The 20,173-nt window shown below is 63.0% G+C and carries 27 protein-coding genes; 2 read left to right on the top strand and 25 right to left on the bottom strand.

Going from position 1 to position 20,173, the window contains the following annotated elements:
- Window positions 1–216 precede the first annotated feature (216 nt).
- Window positions 217–663, top strand: a complete 447-nt coding sequence (gene mscL / locus ACIQWO_RS24885) for a large conductance mechanosensitive channel protein MscL (RefSeq protein ID WP_150578347.1) — start codon at window positions 217–219, stop codon at window positions 661–663.
- 66 nt (window positions 664–729) lie between these two features.
- Here the strand turns inward: mscL and ACIQWO_RS24880 are convergent, their stop codons facing one another.
- Window positions 730–1,479 carry a Nif3-like dinuclear metal center hexameric protein gene (locus ACIQWO_RS24880; RefSeq protein ID WP_402829905.1) on the bottom strand — a complete coding sequence of 250 codons (750 nt, stop codon included), beginning with the start codon at window positions 1,477–1,479 and terminating at the stop codon, window positions 730–732.
- Between the two features lie 18 nt (window positions 1,480–1,497).
- On the opposite strand from ACIQWO_RS24880, the gene ACIQWO_RS24875 reads away from it, so the two are divergent.
- Window positions 1,498–2,715, top strand: a complete 1,218-nt coding sequence (locus ACIQWO_RS24875; RefSeq protein WP_402829903.1) for a Do family serine endopeptidase — start codon at window positions 1,498–1,500, stop codon at window positions 2,713–2,715.
- Between the two features lie 120 nt (window positions 2,716–2,835).
- Here ACIQWO_RS24875 and tatC read toward each other — a convergent pair whose 3' ends face one another.
- From tatC to mlaD, 24 genes are all read right to left on the bottom strand, one after another.
- On the bottom strand, window positions 2,836–3,630 hold the full coding sequence (tatC, locus tag ACIQWO_RS24870; protein WP_402829901.1) for a twin-arginine translocase subunit TatC: 795 nt from the start codon (window positions 3,628–3,630) through the stop codon (window positions 2,836–2,838).
- Window positions 3,631–3,705: 75 nt separating this feature from the next.
- Window positions 3,706–4,248 (bottom strand): Sec-independent protein translocase protein TatB, encoded by a 543-nt coding sequence (gene tatB / locus ACIQWO_RS24865; protein ID WP_039393591.1) that lies wholly within the window; start codon window positions 4,246–4,248, stop codon window positions 3,706–3,708.
- A gap of 12 nt (window positions 4,249–4,260) precedes the next feature.
- Window positions 4,261–4,503 (bottom strand): Sec-independent protein translocase subunit TatA, encoded by a 243-nt coding sequence (gene tatA, locus ACIQWO_RS24860; protein WP_039393592.1) that lies wholly within the window; start codon window positions 4,501–4,503, stop codon window positions 4,261–4,263.
- Window positions 4,504–4,804: 301 nt separating this feature from the next.
- Window positions 4,805–5,179, bottom strand: coding sequence for a histidine triad nucleotide-binding protein (locus ACIQWO_RS24855; RefSeq protein WP_402829897.1), 375 nt, complete (start codon window positions 5,177–5,179; stop codon window positions 4,805–4,807).
- 54 nt (window positions 5,180–5,233) lie between these two features.
- Entirely contained in the window at window positions 5,234–5,551 is a 318-nt protein-coding gene (locus tag ACIQWO_RS24850; RefSeq protein WP_150578368.1) for a hypothetical protein, read from the bottom strand.
- A 218-nt stretch (window positions 5,552–5,769) separates the two neighbouring features.
- Window positions 5,770–6,126, bottom strand: a complete 357-nt coding sequence (locus ACIQWO_RS24845; RefSeq protein WP_039401587.1) for a phosphoribosyl-ATP diphosphatase — start codon at window positions 6,124–6,126, stop codon at window positions 5,770–5,772.
- A gap of 5 nt (window positions 6,127–6,131) precedes the next feature.
- The gene (gene hisI, locus ACIQWO_RS24840; RefSeq protein ID WP_039393598.1) at window positions 6,132–6,530 is read right to left on the bottom strand and encodes a phosphoribosyl-AMP cyclohydrolase; all 399 of its coding nucleotides are present in this window, start codon (window positions 6,528–6,530) and stop codon (window positions 6,132–6,134) included.
- A 26-nt stretch (window positions 6,531–6,556) separates the two neighbouring features.
- Window positions 6,557–7,330 (bottom strand): imidazole glycerol phosphate synthase subunit HisF, encoded by a 774-nt coding sequence (hisF, locus tag ACIQWO_RS24835; RefSeq protein WP_039393600.1) that lies wholly within the window; start codon window positions 7,328–7,330, stop codon window positions 6,557–6,559.
- A gap of 38 nt (window positions 7,331–7,368) precedes the next feature.
- Window positions 7,369–8,118: a 1-(5-phosphoribosyl)-5-[(5-phosphoribosylamino)methylideneamino]imidazole-4-carboxamide isomerase gene (gene hisA / locus ACIQWO_RS24830; RefSeq protein ID WP_150740435.1), complete on the bottom strand. Its 750-nt coding sequence runs from the start codon at window positions 8,116–8,118 to the stop codon at window positions 7,369–7,371.
- 191 nt (window positions 8,119–8,309) lie between these two features.
- Window positions 8,310–8,951, bottom strand: a complete 642-nt coding sequence (gene hisH / locus ACIQWO_RS24825; protein ID WP_039393605.1) for an imidazole glycerol phosphate synthase subunit HisH — start codon at window positions 8,949–8,951, stop codon at window positions 8,310–8,312.
- Complete coding sequence (locus ACIQWO_RS24820; RefSeq protein ID WP_402829890.1) at window positions 8,948–9,574, bottom strand: MarC family protein; 627 nt, start codon at window positions 9,572–9,574, stop codon at window positions 8,948–8,950. The genes hisH and ACIQWO_RS24820 overlap by 4 nt, the downstream gene beginning before the upstream one ends.
- A 130-nt stretch (window positions 9,575–9,704) precedes the next feature.
- Window positions 9,705–10,292: an imidazoleglycerol-phosphate dehydratase HisB gene (gene hisB, locus ACIQWO_RS24815; RefSeq protein WP_039393608.1), complete on the bottom strand. Its 588-nt coding sequence runs from the start codon at window positions 10,290–10,292 to the stop codon at window positions 9,705–9,707.
- A gap of 27 nt (window positions 10,293–10,319) precedes the next feature.
- Window positions 10,320–11,384, bottom strand: a complete 1,065-nt coding sequence (gene hisC, locus ACIQWO_RS24810; protein ID WP_402829887.1) for a histidinol-phosphate transaminase — start codon at window positions 11,382–11,384, stop codon at window positions 10,320–10,322.
- 47 nt (window positions 11,385–11,431) lie between these two features.
- A complete protein-coding gene (locus ACIQWO_RS24805; RefSeq protein WP_402829884.1) occupies window positions 11,432–12,007 on the bottom strand; it encodes a hypothetical protein in 576 nt (191 codons plus the stop codon).
- A gap of 1 nt (window position 12,008) precedes the next feature.
- Complete coding sequence (gene hisD / locus ACIQWO_RS24800) at window positions 12,009–13,331, bottom strand: histidinol dehydrogenase (RefSeq protein WP_402829882.1); 1,323 nt, start codon at window positions 13,329–13,331, stop codon at window positions 12,009–12,011.
- Window positions 13,328–13,981, bottom strand: a complete 654-nt coding sequence (gene hisG, locus ACIQWO_RS24795) for an ATP phosphoribosyltransferase (RefSeq protein ID WP_095178579.1) — start codon at window positions 13,979–13,981, stop codon at window positions 13,328–13,330. The genes hisD and hisG overlap by 4 nt, the downstream gene beginning before the upstream one ends.
- 32 nt (window positions 13,982–14,013) lie before the next feature.
- Window positions 14,014–15,354, bottom strand: coding sequence for a UDP-N-acetylglucosamine 1-carboxyvinyltransferase (gene murA, locus ACIQWO_RS24790; protein WP_402829879.1), 1,341 nt, complete (start codon window positions 15,352–15,354; stop codon window positions 14,014–14,016).
- The gene (locus ACIQWO_RS24785; RefSeq protein ID WP_039393621.1) at window positions 15,351–15,590 is read right to left on the bottom strand and encodes a BolA family protein; all 240 of its coding nucleotides are present in this window, start codon (window positions 15,588–15,590) and stop codon (window positions 15,351–15,353) included. The genes murA and ACIQWO_RS24785 overlap by 4 nt, the downstream gene beginning before the upstream one ends.
- A gap of 18 nt (window positions 15,591–15,608) precedes the next feature.
- A complete protein-coding gene (locus tag ACIQWO_RS24780; protein WP_039393623.1) occupies window positions 15,609–16,364 on the bottom strand; it encodes an ABC transporter permease in 756 nt (251 codons plus the stop codon).
- Window positions 16,361–17,287 (bottom strand): ABC transporter ATP-binding protein, encoded by a 927-nt coding sequence (locus ACIQWO_RS24775; RefSeq protein WP_039393625.1) that lies wholly within the window; start codon window positions 17,285–17,287, stop codon window positions 16,361–16,363. Before ACIQWO_RS24775 ends, ACIQWO_RS24780 begins: the two co-directional genes overlap by 4 nt.
- Window positions 17,288–17,603: 316 nt before the next feature.
- Window positions 17,604–17,861, bottom strand: a complete 258-nt coding sequence (locus ACIQWO_RS24770; RefSeq protein WP_402829875.1) for a lipid asymmetry maintenance protein MlaB — start codon at window positions 17,859–17,861, stop codon at window positions 17,604–17,606.
- 4 nt (window positions 17,862–17,865) lie between these two features.
- Complete coding sequence (locus ACIQWO_RS24765; protein ID WP_402829872.1) at window positions 17,866–18,486, bottom strand: phospholipid-binding protein MlaC; 621 nt, start codon at window positions 18,484–18,486, stop codon at window positions 17,866–17,868.
- Window positions 18,487–18,673: 187 nt separating this feature from the next.
- Window positions 18,674–19,588, bottom strand: coding sequence for a VacJ family lipoprotein (locus ACIQWO_RS24760; protein WP_402829869.1), 915 nt, complete (start codon window positions 19,586–19,588; stop codon window positions 18,674–18,676).
- 6 nt (window positions 19,589–19,594) lie between these two features.
- Window positions 19,595–20,134, bottom strand: a complete 540-nt coding sequence (mlaD, locus tag ACIQWO_RS24755) for an outer membrane lipid asymmetry maintenance protein MlaD (RefSeq protein WP_150578325.1) — start codon at window positions 20,132–20,134, stop codon at window positions 19,595–19,597.
- Window positions 20,135–20,173: the final 39 nt, after the last annotated feature.

The following is a 20,173-nucleotide window of genomic DNA, read 5'->3' as shown; positions in this document are numbered from 1 at the left end:
GGTTTTCGCGTATTTTCAAAGGATTAACGTACCCTGCGGGTGGCTACCGCCCACCCGGGGTTTCGCTTTTGGGATGCTGCTCGAGAACCGCTATCATCGCCGCTTTCGTTGACGCGTGCACGACATTTAGTCATCATTTTCCCTGTCTCGCCCCGGTGACATCGTGCGCGACGGCGATGCTCCCCTGGCCACTCATTAAAACAGCGGAGGAATGGCATGAGCTTCATGTCGGAATTCAAGGAATTTGCCGTCAAAGGCAATGTGATCGATCTGGCCGTCGGTGTGATCATCGGCGGTGCCTTCGGCAAGATCGTCGACTCGGTCGTCAAAGACCTGATCATGCCGATCGTCGGCGCGATCTTCGGCGGACTGGACTTCTCGAGCAAATTCATCCTGCTCGGCACCATTCCACCTGACTTCAAAGGCAACCCCACGTCCTACGCCGACCTGACCAAGGCCGGTGTTGCCGTGTTCGGCTACGGCAACTTCATTACCGTCGCCCTGAACTTCCTGATTCTGGCGTTCATCATCTTCATGATGGTCAAGCAGATCAACCGCCTGAAGCGTCCGGAGCCGGAAGCCCCGGCCGCCCCGGCAGCGACCCCGGAAGACATTGTTTTGCTGCGCGAAATCCGAGACAGCCTCAAGAAGCAGAACGGGTAAGGCAACCGCCAGAACCGCTTGAAGCCGCCGCCCCTCGGGTGGCGGCCTGTGCTGCGCTCCCCGGTCTCAGGCCGGGTTCGGCATATCGAAGAAGCGATGTTCGAGTCCGAAGCGTTCGGCGACATGCTCGCCGAGTGCGCGGGCACCGCCGCGTTCGGTCGCGTGATGCCCCGCCGCCAGATACCCCGCACCGCTTTCCATCGCGAGGTGCTGCGTGGGTTCGGACACCTCACCGCTGATGTACACGTCCGCCCCGGCGGCAATCGCCGCTTCGAAGAAGCCCTGCGCCCCGCCGGTACACCAAGCCACCCGGTTCACCTGACGGCTGGGGTCGCCCAGCACCAGCGGTTGGCGTCCCAATTGCGTTTCGACGTGTGCCGCGAGGGCCGCGAGCGTCATCGGTTGCGCGGGCGCGCCGAGCCATCCGAGCTGATCGGGGCCGAAACGGCCGCCATCGTCGGCGAATCCCAGCAGCTTGCCGAGTTGGGCGTTATTGCCCAGTTCGGGATGTGCGTCGAGCGGCAGGTGGTAAGCGAACAGGTTGATGTCGTTACCGATCAACAACCCGAGACGCTTACGCTTCATCCCGGTAATGCGGGCTTCTTCGTTCTTCCAGAAATAACCGTGATGGACGAGCACGGCATCCGCGCCCCAGTCGCGGGCGGCTTCGAGAAACGCCAGGCTGGCGGTCACACCGCTGGCGATTTTCTTTATCTCGCTGCGCCCTTCGACTTGTAGGCCATTCGGGCAGTAATCGCGAAATTGCGCGGTTTGCAGGGTATCGTTCAGATACAATTCGAGTTCAACACGATTCATATAAGGCCTCGCTTCTTCATGCTCAGACGCTTCTGGCTACTGTTCGCGCAAGCGGTCACCGTGCTGCTTGCGTTGCTCTTCATCATCGCCACTCTCAAGCCTCAGTGGCTGCAACGCCAGGGTTCATTCGGCAAGCAACTCGCCAATCCGATCATCGCCTTGCAGGAAGTCGCGCCGAGTCTGTCCGACAAACCGGCAGCAGGCTCCTATGCGGATGGCGCACAAAAAGCCATGCCCGCGGTCGTCAGCATCTTTTCCAGCAAGGAACAAAAGCAGAATCGCGACCCGCGCCTCGATGATCCGCTGTTCCGCTATTTCTTCGGAGACGGCGGCGGCACGGTGCGTCAGGACCCGGTGTCGAGCCTCGGTTCTGGCGTGATCGTGAGCAGCGAAGGCTATATTCTCACGAATCATCACGTGGTGGACGGCGCCGACGAGATCGAAGTCGCCCTCGCCGACGGCCGCAAAGCCCGCGCCAAACTGGTCGGCAGCGACCCGGAAACCGATCTGGCCGTGCTCAAGATCACGCTCGACAATCTGCCCGCCATCACCCTCGGCCGCATGGAGCAGGTGCGCGTGGGCGACGTGGTCCTCGCCATCGGCAACCCGTTCGGCGTCGGCCAGACGGTCACGATGGGCATCATCAGCGCGCTGGGCCGCAATCACCTCGACATCAGCACGTTCGAGAACTTCATTCAGACCGATGCCGCCATCAACCCCGGTAACTCGGGCGGCGCGCTGGTCGACGTGAACGGTAATCTGCTGGGCATCAACACGGCAATTTACTCCCGCAGCGGCGGCAATATGGGCATCGGCTTTGCGATTCCCGTGTCGACGGCGCGCTCAGTGCTCGAAAGCATCATCACGACCGGCGGCGTCACGCGCGGCTGGGTCGGTGTCGAGCCGCAGGACATCACCTCGGACATCGCCGAGTCGTTCGGCCTGCAACAGGATTCCGGCGTCATCATCGCGGGCGTCGTGCAGGGTGGTCCGGCCGATAAGGCAGGCGTCCAGCCGGGTGACATCCTGACGAAGGTGAACGACGAGTCGATTCGCGATACGACCGAGTTGCTCAACGTCATTGCCCAGATCAAGCCGGGCACGCAGGCCAAGATCCACGTCACCCGCAAGAAGAAGGAACTGGATCTGACGGTGACGATCGGCAAGCGTCCGCCGCCGCCCAAGCGCGCGGTGCAGGACGAGGACGACGGCAGCGACGATAACAACGCTGACTGAAGTCCCGGTCCCGGTCCAAGAAACAACGGCTGCGCCTCGGCGCGGCCGTTTTTCTTTATGGCCAACAAAAAAGCACGGGACGAAACCCGTGCTTTTCTGTGTTGACCCGGCACGCTGCGATTAAGACGTCGCCTTGCCGTCCTCTTCGCTGTTCTCGCCGTTGGGCGCTTGTCCCTGTTTGACGAAGATCCGTGCAGCAATCAGACCGAGTTCGTAAAGGATACAGAGCGGCACGGCCAGCAGGAGTTGCGAAAGAATGTCCGGCGGCGTGACGACAGCGGCCAGCACGAACGCACCGACCACCACATACGGACGAATCTGCTTGAGCTTGGCGATGCTCACCACGCCCATGCGTGCGAGCACGACAACGACGACCGGCACTTCGAACGTCACGCCAAACGCCATGAACATCGTCAACACGAAGCTCAGGTAATTATCGATATCGGTGTTCATCTCCGCGCCCAACGGTGCGTTGTAGTGCGCGATGAAGTGGAACACCGTCGGGAAGACGAGGAAATACGCGAACGCCATGCCGATCAGGAACAGCGAGTAACTGCTCACGACCAGCGGCATCACCAGCTTCTTCTCGTGCTGATACAGCCCCGGCGCGATAAACGCCCACACCTGATACAGCACGATGGGCAGCGCAATCACGAACGCGACCATCAGCGTGACCTTCATCGGGACGAAGAACGAACCGGTGATGTCGGTGACGATCAGCTTGCCGTCTTTGGGCAACGATTGGGTGAGCGGGCGGGCGAGCAGCCGGAAGATGTCCGGGGCCCAGTAGACCAGCGACAGAAAGACCACGATCACGGACGTGCCCGCACGAATGATGCGGTTGCGCAGCTCGACCAGATGCGAGATGAAGGTCTCTTCGGTGCCCCCGTCGGGGATTTGTTTCTCGTCGCTCACGTCGACTTATCCAGGAATGAAGCCAGCACAGTGCCCGATGGCGGGAAGTTCGGCGCGATTATGCCTCGGAAGGCCTCAGAAGAACTTGATGGGTCGACGCAGCTTGGCCGGTGTGTGACGCGCCACGCGCGCCGCACCCGACTGCACCTGCGTGCGCGTCGTGCTGGCCTGCTTGAACCACATGGGCGTCGCGGCCCGGCGCACACGCCAGTTGCGGCGCTTGGGCTTCGCGCGGAGGCTCGACGTCACCACCGGTTCGGACAGGTAGCTGTCGGAGTACCCGGTCGCGGCATCGGTGCCGCCCCCGGCGATCTCGTTCGACGACGTACCGGTGGCGCTCGCCCAGGCGTCGTTGAGCGACGCCTCCTGCTCATGCAACTGCTTCTGCACGGTGTTCTGCGCGCTGCGGGCCGCGTCTTCGAACTGGTTGCGCATGTTGCGCAGCTCGTCGAGTTCCATCTCGCGGCTCACTTCGGCCTTCACATCGTTGATATAGCGTTGGGCGCGACCAAACAGCGCGCCCGCCGTGCGTGCCACCTTGGGCAGGCGTTCGGGACCGATCACGACCAGCGCAACCACGCCGATCAACATCAGTTTGGAAAGGCCGAGATCGATCATGTCGACGCCGACTTAGCCTTGCTTGTGATTGCTCGCGTCCTTGGCCTGCACGTCGATGGTGGTCGAATCGCGCAGTTCCTTGGCAGCCGCCGGATCTTCCTTGGACGGGGAGGCTTCGCCTTCCTTCATGCCGTCCTTGAAGCCCTTGACCGCACCGCCCAGATCGCTACCCATGTTGCGCAGCTTCTTGGTGCCGAAAACCATCATCACGATCACCAGCACGATCAGCCAGTGCCAAATACTCAACGAACCCATGACCACTCTCCTTGCGTTTACCTACCTCTGCCGCGTCGCGACGAGGTTTTATCGAGCCCCACTGCGCAGGCCTTCCGGCCCTCGGCGCAGTGCGCTATGTCTGCCCCGTGTTACTCATGCGACGCAACCATGTGCCCCATTGTGGCACATTGCGCGTCACGTCCAGCATCGTAACCGGGCGCGACGCCGGGTAGAAATAAATGTTTCGTGAAACCTTTCCCGATGCGGGAGCGTTGCACCATTCCATCACATAACGCGGCAAACCGTCGCGATATTCCCGGACTTCGCAGTCCCTCGGACTTTACATGCGCTTCCACGGCCGCGGTCCGGCCAGAATGTGCATATGAAGATGATAAACCTCCTGCCCGCCACCCGGTCCGGTGTTCATCACCACGCGAAACCCATTGCCGTCGGTTTTCGACGCGTCGCCATCAAAGGCGTAACCCGCGTCGCGAGCCAGCTTCGGCGCGAGCAGCATCATCTTGCCGAGCAGCGCCTGATCTTCCGGCTGGCAGTCCTGCAACGTGGCGATGTGCTTGCGCGGAACCATCAGCAGGTGCAGATCGGCGGCCGGATTGATGTCCTTGAACACCACGACGTCGTCGTCGCTATACACCTGCGCGCTCGGGATCTGCCCGGCGACGATTTTGCAGAAGATACAGTTGTCGTGCGTCATGCTTGTGTCTTCCTCTCGAATGCTCTGATGAATCGAAGCGCCGCCCAGCGTCCGTCAGGCGCGCGCCGCGTACATGGGTTTGTTGTCGTTCAGATACAGCCAGCCCTTGACGATCCGGTACAGCGTCCAGATGCCGAGCACCCAGAGAATCGCGAACCCGACCACCACGACGGCAAGCGCCACGCCCAGCACCGCCCAGACCACCGACCACCAGAAGGTGCGGATTTGCCAGGTGAAATGCGACGCGTACAGCGTGCCGGCCGCGTCGTCGCGCTTGATGTAGTTGATGATGATGGCCACGATGGCCGTCACGCCACCGGTGAGCCAGAACAGCGCATACAGCGCGTAGAGCACGTGCGTGAGCTTACGCATCGCACGCTCCTGCTCCTCGCTCGGGGCGTTCGTGACCGTCGTCGTATTGACGGTATAGGGATGGCCCGGGCCGCCGGATTGTTGTGGGTCGTTCATGAAGCGTCTCCTCTTGAGAGCCTGCGTGATGTCTCGTGATGACTCGGCAGTGTCGGACAAATGGAGTGCAGGGAGCAAAGTGGGCTGGGTGTGCTGCCGCAAGACAGCGGCAGCCGTCAATGTCAGTCCGCGTGTTCGCCGCGCGTGCCGCGCTGTGCTTTCTCGACGAGGCCCGACAGCCCTTCGCGACGCGCCAACTCGGCGAGCACTTCGTTCGGGCTCAGATCGTGGTGGGCCAGCAGCACCATGCAGTGGAACCACAGATCGGCCGTCTCGTTGACGAGCTTTTGACGCAGATCGTCCGCCCCGCCAATGCGAATGTCCTTGGCCGCGAGCACGACTTCGGTCGCTTCTTCGCCGATCTTCTTGCAGATGGCGTCGTCGCCCTTGTGAAACAGACGGGCAACGTAAGACTTGTCGGGATCGGCGCCCTTACGCGACGCGATCACTTCGGCAACACGCTCGAGCGTATCGTTCATGGCAATCACTTGTAGATCTTGTTCGGGTCCTTGAGCACCGGCTCGACGGTGGTCCACTGACCTTCCGCGGCGTTGCCCTCGAACTTCTGGAAGAAGCAGGAATGACGGCCCGTGTGGCAGGCGATGCCATCGTTCTGCGTCACCTTGAGCAGCACGACGTCTTCGTCGCAATCGAGACGGATCTCGTGCACTTTCTGCACGTGGCCCGACTCCTCGCCCTTGTGCCACAGCCGCTTGCGCGAGCGCGAGTAGTAGACGGCCTCGCCGATTTCCACAGTGCGCGCGAGCGCTTCGCGGTTCATCCAGGCGAACATCAGCACGTCGTTGCTGCCGACTTCCTGCGCGATCACGGGCACGAGGCCCTGCGCGTCCCAACTTACTTTATCCAGCCAGTCTTGCGTCATGATGCGTCGAGTCCCGTTCAGAGGCCTTACAGACGTACGGAAATGCCCTTGTCGGCCATGAAGCGCTTCGCTTCGCCGACGGTGTGCTCGCCGTAGTGGAAGATGCTCGCGGCCAGCACGGCATCCGCATGGCCTTCGGTCACGCCGTTGGCCAGATCGGCCAGCGAACCCACGCCGCCCGAGGCGATCACGGGAATGCTCACGGCGTCGGACACGGCGCGCGTGAGCGCCAGGTCGAAGCCGCTCTTGGTGCCGTCGCGATCCATGCTCGTGAGCAGGATCTCGCCAGCGCCCAGCGCCTCGATCTGTTTGGCCCAGGCCACCGCATCGAGGCCGGTGTTCTTGCGACCGCCGTGCGTGAAGACTTCCCAGCGCGGGGCTTCGCCGTCGGCCGAGACACGCTTGGCGTCGATGGCCACGACGATGCACTGCGAGCCGTACTTGGCCGCCGCGTCGGCGACCAGTTGCGGATTCGCGACCGCCGACGAGTTCATGCTGACCTTGTCCGCACCGGCGTTGAGCAGACGGCGAACGTCTGCCACTTCGCGCACGCCGCCACCCACCGTGAGGGGGATGAAGACCTGCGCGGCCACCGCTTCGATGATCGGCAAGATGAGATCGCGTCCGTCGGAGGTCGCGGTGATGTCGAGGAACGTCAGTTCGTCTGCGCCCTGCTCGTCATAGCGGCGGGCGATCTCGACGGGGTCGCCAGCGTCGCGAAGTTCGACGAAGTTGACGCCCTTGACCACGCGGCCGGCCGTCACGTCCAGACACGGGATGATGCGTTTAGCGAGAGCCATGATGTTGGCACGCGAGACGGCCGCAGCCGGAGTCCCGCTTATGCCGCTCCTTCGGAAAGCTCGTCCGCGCGCGTTTGCGCCGACGAGAAATTCAGATCGCCCGAGTAGATGGCACGGCCGCAGATGACGCCTTCGACGCCTTCGTTTTCGACCTTGCACAGCGCATCGATATCGCCCAGATTCGACAATCCGCCGCTGGCGATCACCGGTACGGTCACCGCCTGCGCGAGGCGCACCGTCGCTTCGATGTTGATGCCCTGGAGCATGCCGTCGCGGCCGATGTCGGTGTAGATGATCGATTCGACGCCGTAGTCCTCGAACTTGCGCGCCAGATCCACGACTTCGTGGCCGGTGAGCTTGCTCCAGCCGTCGGTGGCGACTTTGCCATCCTTGGCGTCGAGGCCGACGATGATGTGGCCGCCGAACGCGCTGCAGGCGTCGCGCAGGAAACCGGGGTTCTTCACGGCTGCCGTACCGATGATGACGTACGACAGACCGGCGTCGAGAAAGCGCTCGATGGTGCCCAGGTCGCGAATGCCGCCGCCCAGTTGCACGGGGATGTCGGCGCCGACTTCCTCGATGATGGCGTGGATGGCCGCTTCGTTACGCGGCTTGCCAGCAAATGCACCGTTCAAGTCCACCAGATGGAGGCGGCGCGCGCCTTGCTCGACCCAATGTCGAGCCATGGCGGCGGGGTCCTCCGAGAATACGGTGGCTTGATCCATGTCGCCTTGTTTAAGGCGAACACATTGACCGTCTTTAAGGTCGATGGCCGGGATGAGCAGCATAGGCAATCGTGAAACGTCGCTAGTGGGAAGTAAAAGGAATTCGCAAGTTACGCGGACAACATAAAACCGACCCCGGTCTTGCCGGACTTCGGCGCGTCGGGATCGGGTTCATCAACATGACACAGTATAAGCCGTGATGGAGAGCACGCTCGGGAAGGAAACCGGAGTCCGGCGCGTCGCACGGGTCGTCATCAGGGCTTCCACTGTGCAAAATTGCGGTAAAGCGCAAGGCCCGCCTGGGCGCTCTTTTCCGGGTGAAACTGAGTGGCGAAGATATTATCTTGGGCCACTGCGCAGGTAAAGGGCACACCGTAGACCGTCTCACCGGCCGTCAGTTCGGGCTTCGCAGGCACAACGTAGTAGCTGTGCACGAAGTAAAAATAGCTGTCGTCGGGCACGCCGGCCCAGATCGGGTGAGCGCCCTGCGTCTGACGCACGCGGTTCCAGCCCATCTGCGGCACCTTGAAGCGCGAACCGTCATCCTGCACCTGACCTTCGAGATCGAAGCGCACCACGCGGCCCGGCAGCAGGCCCAGCGCAGGGGTGTTGCCTTCGTCCGACATATCGAACAGCATCTGCTCGCCCACGCACACGCCGAACATCGGCTTGGTAGCGGCCGCTTCGACGACGGCCTCGCGCAGGCCCGACTCGTTCAGGCAGCCCATGCAGTCGCGCATCGCGCCCTGACCCGGCAGCACCACGCGGTCGGCGGCGCGAATCTCGGCGGCGTCGCTGCTGATGCTCACGTCGGCCTCCGGGGCTGCGGCACGCAGCGCCTGATAGACCGAGCGCAGGTTGCCCATTCCGTAGTCGACAATCGCAATCTTATTCATCTCAAACCCGGCAGCAGTATTTTCAAACCATCGATAATGAATTCAACGGCGAGCGCCGAGAGGATCAACCCCATCAGGCGCGTGCCGATGTTGATGCCCGTGCGCCCGAGCCAGCCTTCGATGCGACCGGCACTGCGCAACGCCACCCAGCACACTGCACCCACCCCCACGCCGATCGCCATAAGCGCCAGAATCTGCGCCCAGCCATGCGCGCGGCCGGAGTAGATGATCACGGTACTGATCGTCCCCGGCCCGGTGAGCAGCGGAATCGCCAGCGGCACCACGGCGATGTTCGGCCGCTCCTCCGCTTCGTGACGCTCTTCCGCCGTCGCCCGCGTGTTCCCGGTCTGCGCGTTGATCATGTTCACCGCCATCAGCAGCATGATCACGCCGCCACCGACTTCCAACGACGCAATCGAGATGCCGAAGAAGCGGATGATGGCCTCGCCGAACAGCCCCGAACCCGCCACCACCAGCGCGACGGCAATCGCCGCGACGTTGATCGTGTGGCGCTTCTCCTCCCGTGTCTGCGAGGACGTCAGGCTGATGAACAGCGGAATCGCCCCGAGCGGATTGATCAGGGCCAGCAACGAAATGAAGAACTTGAAGGCGTCGAGCGTCATAAGGGGCACACGGCGCCGGCGTCCGGCCGGTCGATGAATCTTCGCAGGGGCGCCGGACTCGCGTCCGGCGGGCTATCCGGCTGGCGACACCGGTCAGACCGGCGTCACGAGCGCTACAGATCCGTCAATGTCAGAGGCTTCCCTTCGTGGACGGCACGACACCCGCCGCACGCGGATCGATCTCGACCGCCATGCGCAGGGCACGACCGAACGCCTTGAACACCGTTTCACACTGGTGGTGGGCGTTGATGCCGCGCAGGTTGTCGATATGCAGCGTGACGCCCGCATGATTCACGAAGCCGCGGAAAAATTCGATGAGCAGGTCGACGTCGAAGTTGCCCACGCGAGCGCGCGTGAAAGGCACATGGAATTCGAGACCGGGACGGCCCGAGAAGTCGATCACCACCCGCGAGAGGGCTTCGTCGAGCGGCACATAGCTATGGCCGTAACGCACGATGCCCTTCTTGTCGCCGATGGCCTTGGCCACCGCCATACCCAGCGTGATGCCGACGTCTTCCACCGTGTGGTGATCGTCGATATAGGTATCGCCCTTGGCTTCGACATCCATGTCGATGAGGCCGTGGCGCGCGATCTGGTCGAGCATGTGGTCCAGAAACGGCACGCCGGTATCGAGCGTCTTCCGGCCGGTGCCGTCCAGGTCGATCTTGACGCGTATTTGCGTTTCGCTGGTATCGCGAACGACTTCCGCAATGCGCATGATGGTGAGTTCTCGTCGTATAGCTTGTTAGAGTGATGCCGCCAGAGCCTTGGCCATTGCGGCATTCTCCGTGGGGGTGCCGACCGTCAATCTGAGGCAATTGGCCAGCAATACGTGCATTTTACCCACGTTTTTGATCAACACCTTGTGCGCGAGCAGGCCGGCGTGGGTTTTGTCGGCATCCAGTACCCGAACGAGCAGGAAATTCGCGTCGCTGGCGAACACCGTCACCCCGGGAAGCGCCGCCACGGCGGCCGCCAGCCGGGTGCGCTCCGCGCGCAACTCGGCCGCCTGGGCGTCGAGCACGTCGAGGTGGTCGAGCATGAATTCGGCGCACGCTTGCGTCAGCACGTTCACGTTATAGGGCGGACGCACCTTATCGAGCTGATCCAGCCACTCGGCGCTGCCTGCCACATAGCCCAGCCGGATACCGGCCAGTCCGAGCTTGGAGACGGTGCGCATCACCAACAGGTTGGGGAATTCGGGCAAACGCGGCATCCACGTCTTGCGCGCGAACGGCTGGTACGCCTCGTCGATCACCACCAACCCGTTGCCTGCCGCGCGCACCAGCGTCTCGATATCCTCGTCGGCAAACAAATTACCGGTCGGGTTGTTCGGATACGCCAGATAGACCACCGCGCCGGGATGCGCCGCAATCGCGTTCAGCATCGCAGGCATATCGAGCGAGAAGTCGGCCGTGAGCGGCACGCCGACGAACTCGACACCCGCGAAGCGCGACGAGATTTCGTACATCACGAAACCCGGCATCGGTGCGATGACCGCCGCGCCCGGGCGCGCCGTCGCCATCGCGATCATGCTGATGATTTCGTCCGAGCCGTTGCCGAGCAGCAGCTTCGCGCCAGCGGGCACGCCCATCGTGCGCGAGAGCTTCTCGAGCAACGCCTGCGGACGCGGCGCCGGATAGCGATTGAGCGCCACATCCGCCAGACGCTGCGCCAGCGCGGTGCGCAGCGCATCGGGCAGACCGTAGGGGTTCTCCATCGCGTCGAGCTTCAGGAAACCGCTGGCATCGGGCACAGGATAGGTGCTCATGGCGAGCACATCGGGGCGAATCACTTGGTCGACGGACATGGCGAATCGAAGGCGATGGGTGTTGGGTTAGGAGCGAATGAACGGATTCAGTTGAACGCAAACGTCAGCAAGCCTGCGTCGGCCCCGTCGATCTTGACGGTGCACCTGCGGCCGGTTTCCACGCTGCCAAGCGCGTCGGTGATGCGCTGCACGCGCACGCCGGTCTGCCACGACAACGCCTGCGCCACGGCCGGACTCACCCGTGCGGGCGACTCCTCGGCCTCGCAGCGCATCGCGACGAGCCGGTTGCCGACACGGCCGAACACGCCATGCGCCACTTCGTCATCGGTGCCGCGCAGCGCGGTCTTGCCGTCCAGACGCAGCACGTACACGTCGTTATCGAACGCCTGACGTCGCACACACACCGTCATCTTCTCGACGGATGCGCCTTCGAATCTGGCGTGCTGGCAATAGCTGCCTGCAGCGTGCGCCGCCGTGGCCGCCGTCAGTCCGATACCGAACAGCACGACCGTCCGTACGACAGCACGCAGCGCAGCCCGCGAGACGCGGGCTGGCAGCGAAACCAACAGAGGGAATGCGAGTGTGGCGTTTGCGCGGGTCCGACGCCGGGCAGTGGCCGGCGTCGAAGGACAGTACGCGGGCCGCAGGGCGTCGTCGCGCATGTCAGGACTCGTGATGCAGACGGTATTCGGCGCTGCGCGCGTGCGCTTGCAGGCCTTCGCCGTATGCCAGTTCGGCCGCGATCTCGCCGAGCATGCGGGCACCGCCCTCGCTCACTTCGATGAGGCTCGAACGCTTGATGAAGTCGTACACACCCAGCGGCGACGAAAAACGCGCGGTGCGCGAAGTCGGCAGCACGTGGTTCGGACCGGCGCAGTAGTCGCCGAGGCTTTCGCTCGTGAACTTGCCGAGGAAGATCGCACCGGCGTGGCGGATCTTGTCGCCCCACTGCTGCGGTGTCTCGGCCGAGATTTCCAGGTGCTCGGGCGCGATCACGTTAGCGATCTCGCACGCTTCGGCCATGTCGCGCACCTTGATCAGCGCACCACGGCCTTGCAGGGAAGCCGCAATCACCTCACGGCGCGGCATGTCGTCGATCTGACGTTCCAGCGACGCGTACACGCGCGCGATGTACTCGGCGTCCGGGCACAGCAGGATGGATTGGGCGAGTTCGTCGTGCTCGGCCTGCGAGAACAGGTCCATCGCCACCCAGTCGGGATCGGTCGAACCGTCGCAGATCACAAGGATTTCCGACGGACCGGCGATCATGTCGATACCGACAGTACCGAACACGCGACGCTTGGCCGCCGCCACGAAGGCATTGCCCGGACCGACGATCTTGTCGACAGCCGGTACCGTCTCGGTGCCGTACGCCAGCGCGCCGACCGCCTGCGCACCACCGATGGTGAACACGCGGTCCACCCCGGCGATGTGCGCCGCCGCCAGCACCAGCGGGTTCTGCACGCCGTCCGGCGTGGGCACCACCATGACGATTTCCTTGACGCCTGCCACACGCGCCGGAATCGCGTTCATCAGCACCGACGACGGATACGCCGCCTTGCCGCCCGGCACGTAAATGCCGACGCGATCGAGCGGCGTCACCTTCTGGCCGAGCACCGTGCCGTCCGACTCGGTGTACTGCCAGCTATGGCTGCCGCATTCGATGCGCTGCTTCTCGTGATAGGCGCGCACACGCGCAGCCGCGGCTTCGAGGGCAGCACGACGCTTCGGCTCAAGCCCTTCGAGGGCCGCCGCCAACACGTCGGCAGACAGCTCCAGCGCGCCCATGTCGGAGGCGCTGAGACGGTCGAACTTGTTGGTGTATTCAATGACGGCAGCGTCGCCGCGCGCTTTCACGTCGGCGAGAATTTCGGCGGCCGCACGGTCGATGGCGGCGTCTTCGCTCGCTTCGAACGCCAGAACGTCGCGCAACTGCGCGGCGAATCCTTCAGCGGACGAATCGAGTTTGCGAATATCGAGTTTCATGCTGTTTGCCGGGACGCCTGCTCGAAGGCATCCAGAATAGGCTGCAAAGACTCACGCTTCAATTTGAGCGCAGCCTGGTTGATCACGAGGCGGGACGAGATATCCATGATCTCCTCCACTTCCACCAGATTATTGGCCCGGAGCGTGCCGCCGGTGCTCACCAGATCGACAATCGCGTCGGCCAGACCCACGAGCGGGCCCAGCTCCATCGAGCCGTACAGCTTGATCAGGTCGACGTGCACGCCCTTGGCCGCGAAGTGTTCGCGCGCGGTTTGCACGTACTTGGTCGCCACACGCAAACGTGCGCCCTGACGTACGGCATTCGCGTAGTCGAAACCCTTCGGTACAGCCACAGACATGCGGCAACGCGCAATGTTCAAATCGATTGGCTGATAAAGACCGCCACCGCCGTGTTCGATGAGCACGTCCTTACCGGCCACGCCGAAGTCGGCGGCACCGTATTGGACATACGTCGGCACGTCCGTCGCGCGCACGATGATCACGCGCAGATTCGGATCGGTCGTCGGCAGGATCAGCTTGCGCGAGGTTTCGGGATCTTCCGTCACCTCGATACCGGCCGCTGCGAGCAACGGCAGCGTCTCCGTAAAGATACGCCCTTTCGAGAGCGCCAGCGTAAGCGGTTGGGCCAGCGGCTGGGCCGACTTTGCCGGCTTCACGGTACTCATGCAATCTCTCCCTGGCATGCTTCGACACGCCGGATTCGCGCGCCCACGGCGCACAACTTGGCCTCGATACGATGATAGCCGCGATCGAGGTGATGAATGCGGTCGACGAGGGTGCGGCCTTCGGCCGTCAGACCCGCGACGATCAGACTGGCGGACGCACGCAGATCGGTCGCCATCACGTGCGCGCCCGACAGACGATCCACGCCCGAAATCCGCGCCGTGTTGCCTTCGATGCCGATATTCGCGCCCAGACGCATCAATTCCTGCACGTGCATAAAGCGGTTCTCGAAGATCGTCTCCACAACCTGCGACGCGCCCTGCGCAATGCAATTCAGCGCCATGAACTGCGCCTGCATGTCGGTCGGGAACGCCGGATATTCCGACGTCCGGAAACTCACGGCCTGCGCGCGACGATCCATCTGCACGCGCAGCCAATCCGCACCGCCGGTCACATTCGCGCCGGTCTCGCGCAATTTTTCGATGACGGCGTCGAGCGTGCCAGGCACCACGCGGCGCAGCGTAATGTCGCCGCGCGTGACCACAGCTGCGCACAGGAACGTGCCCGCTTCGATACGGTCCGGCACGACATCGTGCGTTGCACCATGCAAGCGCGCGACACCCGTGACCACCAGACGGTCGGTCCCGATGCCATCGATCTTCGCGCCCATCTTCACAAGCAGATTCGCCAGATCGGTCACTTCCGGCTCGCGGGCGGCGTTGGCCAGCACGGTCACGCCGTCTGCCAGCGTGGCCGCCATGAGCAGGTTCTCGGTGCCCGTCACGGTGATCATGTCGGTGACCAGCGTTTCGCCGCGCAGACGTGAAGCCCGCGCCACGATGTCGCCATGCGTCAGCGTGATCTCGGCGCCCATCTTTTGCAGGCCCTTGATGTGCTGATCGACGGGGCGCGCGCCGATGGCGCATCCACCCGGCAGCGACACACGCGCTTCGCCACAACGAGCGAGCAGCGGGCCGAGCACCAGAATCGATGCGCGCATGGTCTTCACCAACTCGTAAGGTGCGGCAGGTTCGGTAATCTGCGACGCGTCCAGCGTCACCGACTCGCCGTTGCGCTCGACCTTCACACCCATGCGCGCGAGCAGCGTCAGCATGGTGCGCACGTCGTGCAGATCCGGGACGTTGCCCAGCACCAGCGGCTCAGCCGTCAACAGGCTGGCACACAGAATGGGCAGCGCAGCGTTCTTGGCACCCGAGACGGTAATCTCGCCTTCCAGCCGCTCGCCGCCTTCGATTTCCAGGTGGTCCGCGGCCACACGCTCGCCGGCGAGAACCTCGCCGTTGCTGGCAGCGCCAGCGCTTTCTTGCGTAATCCTCATTGCGCCTGATACTCCGCCGGCGTGAGCGTCTTCATCGAGAGCGCGTGGATTTCGGCCTTCATGCGGTCGCCCAGCGCGCCGTACACGAGTTGATGACGTGCAATGAGGCGCTTGCCTTCGAACTGCGCGCTGACGATGGTCGCGAAGAAGTGCTGACCGTCACCTTCGACGGCCACATGATCGCAAGCCAGACCGGCTTCGATGTACTGTTTGATTTGTTCGGGGGTAGGCAGCATGGCTGATCCTGGAGAAGTTCAGTGACGCAGTTTGTAGCCACGGCGCAGCAAATTCAGCGCCACGGTTGCGAGTATCAGGAAAGTCACGCCGACGACGGCGAGACTCGTCGTCGGGGCCACATCGGACACGCCGAAGAAGCCGTAACGGAACCCGTCGATCATGTAGAAGAACGGGTTGAAGTGCGACACGGCCTGCCACAGCGGCGGCAACGACTGAATCGAATAGAACACGCCTGCGAGGAACGTCGCAGGCATGATCAGGAAGTTCTGGAACGCCGCGAGCTGGTCGAATTTCTCGGCCCAGATGCCCGCAATCAACCCCAGCGTACCGAGGATCGCCGCGCCGAAGAAGGCGAAGCCCAAAATCCACAGCGGTGCGGCAAACGTCAGATGCGTGAACGCGACCGTCACGAGGAAAACGCCCAGCCCGACTGCCAGCCCGCGCACAACCGCCGCCAGCACGTACGCGCCATACATCTCCCAATGCGAGAGCGGCGGCAGCAGCACGAACACGAGGTTGCCCGTGATCTTCGACTGGATCAGCGACGACGAGCTATTGGCGAACGCGTTCTGCAACACGCTCATCATCACCAGTCCCGGCACGAGGAAGGACGTGTAGTTGATCTGGTCGTAGACCTTCACGCGGTCTTCGAGCACGTGGCCGAAGATCATCAGATACAGCAGCGCGGTGAGCACCGGCGCGGCCACGGTCTGGAAACTTACCTTCCAGAAGCGCAGCACTTCCTTGTAAAACAACGTGCTGAAGCCGGTCATGCTGCCACCTCCTGCGCGCGCGAACCCGACATGATCTGCACGAATACGTCCTCGAGGTCGGCCTTCTGAATGTCGATGTCTTCGACGATGCCGCCTGCCGCACGGCAGGTGGCGAGAATGGATTCCACTTCGTCGCAGCCCGACAAACGCAGCGCGAACTGATGGCCGTTCGTGTCCTGACCGTCGACCAGCAACGGACGCAGCTCAGCCGGCAACGTGCCCTGCTTGAACCGCAGCACGAGACGCGTGCCCGCAAAGCGCTGCAATAGCGACGCCGTACGCTCCAGCGCCACGACTTCGCCGCGCTTGAGCATGGCGATGCGGTCGCACAGCGCTTCCGCCTCTTCCAGATAGTGGGTGGTCAGCACGATCGTGTGACCTTCGCGGTTCAGACGCGAGATGAACTTCCAGAGCGTCTGACGCAGTTCGACGTCGACCCCGGCGGTCGGCTCGTCGAGCACGATCACCGGCGGGCGATGCACCAGCGCCTGCGCCACCAGCACGCGTCGCTTCATGCCGCCCGAGAGCTGACGCATGTTGGCGTCCGCCTTGTCGGTCAGATCGAGGTTAGCCATCACTTCGTCGATCCAGTCGTCGTTGCGCTTGAGTCCGAAGTAGCCGGACTGGATACGCAGCGTCTCGCGCACCGAGAAGAACGGATCGAAGACGAGTTCCTGCGGCACCACGCCGAGCTTGCGGCGGGCGTCGCGGTAATCGCGCACCACATCGTGACCGAGCACGCTGATGTTGCCCGAGTCCGCGCGCGCGAGGCCCGCAAGAATGCTGATCAGCGTGGTCTTGCCCGCGCCGTTGGGGCCGAGCAGACCGAAGAATTCGCCTTCTTCGATCGAGAAGCTGACGCCCTTGAGCGCCTGCAACGCCTGATAGCGTTTTTTGACGTTACGGATTTCGATGGCGGCCATGACTGCACGCACCCGTCTTCGCGGGTACGCCATTATTGTTTTCCGGGTCGGGGGATTGCACCCACCATAATGGCGGTGCCGGAGTCCGGACGGGGGTCACTGCCCAAAAGTCGGCAGAAAACCCCTGATTATAAAGGAAGCCGGTGGCGGCCGTGCTCGCGCCCGCCTTAACCCACCTTAGCCCGTCTGTAACCTCGGTAACGCACCAGCGGCACGGCACCGAAGGCCTATGGCCTCCGCTGCCTTCCGCTCGGCCATAAAAAAAGCGCCGTCACATGACGGCGCTTCTTCAAGGGCGGCAGTCCGGCCGGACGAATCAGCTCGAAAGCAGATGGTCGACACCGTACACCAGTGCAAGACTGGCCAACCCCGTCGGCAAGTTAGTGAACGCCAACATCGCACCACGCCGACTCGCGTGACGGCGCAAAGCCAGCAGCACCGCGAGCGCCGACGAGTCGAAATGCGTGAGCCCGGCGCAGTCGATCTGGGTCTCGCCCGCGTCGATGCGATCGATGGCCTGCGCGAGGACGTCGCCGGCAGTGTCGTGAGTCAGGTCGGTTTGCAACGCGAGCATGGGCTTACTTGCCGCCTGCGAGTTGCTGGTTACGTTGCGTCAGGAACTGGATCAGACCGTCGACGCCCGATTGATTCACCTTCTCGGCGAACTGATTGCGGTACGTTTGAATCAGCCACGCGCCCAGCACGTTCAGGTCATAGAGCTTCCATTCGCCGCTTGCCGTCTTGTAAAGACGGTAGTCGAGCTCGATCGGCTGACCGGCGTTGACCACGCTCGTGTACACCACGGCATCGGTATCGCCGGGCTGGCCGCGGAACGGCTTGTACTCAACCGTCTGGTCGCGAATCTGGGCAATGGCACCGGCATAGGTGCGCAGCAGCAGCGTCTTGAACTGTTCGGTCAGCTGCTTTTTCTGCTCGGGCGTGGCCTGACGCCATGCGGCGCCGCTCGCCAGTTGCGTCGTCTTCGTGAAATCGGCGTGCGGCATGATTTTCTGCTCGACCAGACGCGTAATGCTGTTCAGATCGCCCTTCTGGATGTTGGGGTCGCTCTTGGCCGCAGCCATCACTTCGGTCACGGTCTGTTTAACGAGTGCGTCCGGGGACTGCGCTTGCGCCATGGCAGAGCCAGCGGCGGTGTACGTCATGAAAGCCATGACGGGAATGAGCCAGAACTTCTTCATTGTGGACTTCCTCTTTCGAGTGACGAGTGTTGCGGGTTTGGATACCCGCGCGGCGTCTGGAGTTCTCGGATTGCCGGGAGTGTCGTGTAACAAACTGTTGCCCGGACACGACGCAGCTATCGCGTGGATAGCGCGCCGAGCCCCGTTTCAACAACAGTCGGCGACAGTCGCCGACGATCGGTGACGATTAGCGACGGAAAGGCAATCCGCCCGGCACCATCTTGCCCGGCACGGGTGAGCCTTGCGGCGCGTCCGGTTCGGCCTGCGCACCTGAGGCAGCCGCCGGAGCGCTCGCGCCCGAAGCGGGCTTGGCGGCAGGCATCGGCTGCGCACCGGCACCGCCAGCTGCGGCAGCACCTGCGGCACCCGCAGCGCCCGCACCATCTTCATCTTCGTAGTTCGGCAGCGACGTATCGCTCGTCGCCCCGCCGTTCACCAGATACTTGCGACGTGCAAGATACGCATCGCGTGTGAACGAGTACGGATCGAGTGCGGCGGCTTCAAGCAGGTTGGACGCGTCGAGCAGGTTGGCGCGCGTATTCACGAGACGCACACCGTACAGCGAGTAGCTAATCCAGTCCGGCTTGATGTACGACGTCGGGTCGATGAACATGTTGCCCGCCATGCCGACGCCGTCGCGCACCGTGCTCGGGCCAAGCAGCGGCAGCACGAGGTATGGGCCTGCAGGAATACCCCACTTGCCCAGCGTCACGCCGAAGTCCTGACTGTGCTTGGGCAGGCCGGCCGGCGTGGCGAAGTCGAACAGACCACCGACACCGAAGAAGGTGTTGATCGTCAGGCGCATCAGATCCTGCGCGGCGGCCGTGATCTCCAACTGAAGCAGGTTGTTGGCGACGTTATACACGTCGCCCACGTTCGAGAAGAAGTTCGTAACCATGTCGCGCGCCGGTTCCGGCACGGTGAAACGGTAGCCCTTTGCCACGGGCACGAGCACGGCCTTGTCGAGCGTGTCGTTGAACTTGTACATCGAACGGTTGAAACCTTCGATGGGGTCAGCGGGGTTGGGGTTCGTGACAGTGGCACAGCCTGCCAGCGCCAACGCGCCAGCGGCCAACACTGCCGAAGTACGGAAGCTGGTCATTTTCTCTTATTTTCCTTGGGTTACCGGTGCTGCCCCAGCCGCCGGCGCTGCCGCCGGTGCTGCCGATGCGCCGCCCGCCTGGGCGCCGCCGGCATCTGCTGCCTTGTTGTACAGGAACTGGCCAATCAGGTTTTCCAGCACGATGGCAGACTGCGTGAGCGTGATCGTATCACCGCCCTTGAGCATCTGATCATCACCACCCGGCTCAAGTCCGATGTATTGCTCGCCGAGCAGACCCGACGTCAGAATCTTCGCCGACGAGTCCTTCGGGAACTGGTACTGCGAATCCAGATTGAGCGTGACGTCGGCCAGATAACGCTTGTCGTCGAACTTGATCGACGCCACGCGCCCCACCACTACGCCGGCGCTCTTGACCGCCGCACGCGGCTTGAGACCGCCGATGTTATCGAACCGCACCGTGACCGGATAGGTATTCGAGAACGACAGCGAACTCATGTTGCCCGCTTTGAGCGCGAGGAACAGGAGGGCGGCAAAGCCGAGGACCACGAACAGGCCGACCCAGAAGTCGAGAGGGTGTTTTTTCATTGTGTCAGTGTGCGCAAACTGTCTGTCTATGTCTTGGCA

Source organism: Pandoraea sp. NPDC090278 (assembly GCF_044772185.1).
Lineage (GTDB): Bacteria > Pseudomonadota > Gammaproteobacteria > Burkholderiales > Burkholderiaceae > Pandoraea.
The sequence above is the reverse complement of the archived record's forward strand: the minus strand, read 5'-3'. Positions and strand labels throughout refer to the sequence as shown.

Coding starts and splice junctions, on each gene's coding strand:
- mscL (WP_150578347.1), top strand. CDS start 217: ATGAGCTTCATGTCGGAATTCAAGGAATTTGCCGTCAAAGGCAATGTG.
- ACIQWO_RS24880 (WP_402829905.1), bottom strand. CDS start 1,479: ATGAATCGTGTTGAACTCGAATTGTATCTGAACGATACCCTGCAAACC.
- ACIQWO_RS24875 (WP_402829903.1), top strand. CDS start 1,498: ATGCTCAGACGCTTCTGGCTACTGTTCGCGCAAGCGGTCACCGTGCTG.
- tatB (WP_039393591.1), bottom strand. CDS start 4,248: ATGATCGATCTCGGCCTTTCCAAACTGATGTTGATCGGCGTGGTTGCG.
- tatA (WP_039393592.1), bottom strand. CDS start 4,503: ATGGGTTCGTTGAGTATTTGGCACTGGCTGATCGTGCTGGTGATCGTG.
- ACIQWO_RS24855 (WP_402829897.1), bottom strand. CDS start 5,179: ATGACGCACGACAACTGTATCTTCTGCAAAATCGTCGCCGGGCAGATC.
- ACIQWO_RS24850 (WP_150578368.1), bottom strand. CDS start 5,551: ATGCGTAAGCTCACGCACGTGCTCTACGCGCTGTATGCGCTGTTCTGG.
- ACIQWO_RS24845 (WP_039401587.1), bottom strand. CDS start 6,126: ATGAACGATACGCTCGAGCGTGTTGCCGAAGTGATCGCGTCGCGTAAG.
- hisI (WP_039393598.1), bottom strand. CDS start 6,530: ATGACGCAAGACTGGCTGGATAAAGTAAGTTGGGACGCGCAGGGCCTC.
- hisF (WP_039393600.1), bottom strand. CDS start 7,330: ATGGCTCTCGCTAAACGCATCATCCCGTGTCTGGACGTGACGGCCGGC.
- hisA (WP_150740435.1), bottom strand. CDS start 8,118: ATGCTGCTCATCCCGGCCATCGACCTTAAAGACGGTCAATGTGTTCGC.
- hisH (WP_039393605.1), bottom strand. CDS start 8,951: ATGAATAAGATTGCGATTGTCGACTACGGAATGGGCAACCTGCGCTCG.
- ACIQWO_RS24820 (WP_402829890.1), bottom strand. CDS start 9,574: ATGACGCTCGACGCCTTCAAGTTCTTCATTTCGTTGCTGGCCCTGATC.
- hisB (WP_039393608.1), bottom strand. CDS start 10,292: ATGCGCATTGCGGAAGTCGTTCGCGATACCAGCGAAACGCAAATACGC.
- hisC (WP_402829887.1), bottom strand. CDS start 11,384: ATGTCCGTCGACCAAGTGATTCGCCCCGATGTGCTCGCCATGAGCACC.
- ACIQWO_RS24805 (WP_402829884.1), bottom strand. CDS start 12,007: ATGCGCGACGACGCCCTGCGGCCCGCGTACTGTCCTTCGACGCCGGCC.
- hisD (WP_402829882.1), bottom strand. CDS start 13,331: ATGAAACTCGATATTCGCAAACTCGATTCGTCCGCTGAAGGATTCGCC.
- murA (WP_402829879.1), bottom strand. CDS start 15,354: ATGAGGATTACGCAAGAAAGCGCTGGCGCTGCCAGCAACGGCGAGGTT.
- ACIQWO_RS24785 (WP_039393621.1), bottom strand. CDS start 15,590: ATGCTGCCTACCCCCGAACAAATCAAACAGTACATCGAAGCCGGTCTG.
- ACIQWO_RS24780 (WP_039393623.1), bottom strand. CDS start 16,364: ATGACCGGCTTCAGCACGTTGTTTTACAAGGAAGTGCTGCGCTTCTGG.
- ACIQWO_RS24775 (WP_039393625.1), bottom strand. CDS start 17,287: ATGGCCGCCATCGAAATCCGTAACGTCAAAAAACGCTATCAGGCGTTG.
- ACIQWO_RS24770 (WP_402829875.1), bottom strand. CDS start 17,861: ATGCTCGCGTTGCAAACCGACCTGACTCACGACACTGCCGGCGACGTC.
- ACIQWO_RS24765 (WP_402829872.1), bottom strand. CDS start 18,486: ATGAAGAAGTTCTGGCTCATTCCCGTCATGGCTTTCATGACGTACACC.
- ACIQWO_RS24760 (WP_402829869.1), bottom strand. CDS start 19,588: ATGACCAGCTTCCGTACTTCGGCAGTGTTGGCCGCTGGCGCGTTGGCG.
- mlaD (WP_150578325.1), bottom strand. CDS start 20,134: ATGAAAAAACACCCTCTCGACTTCTGGGTCGGCCTGTTCGTGGTCCTC.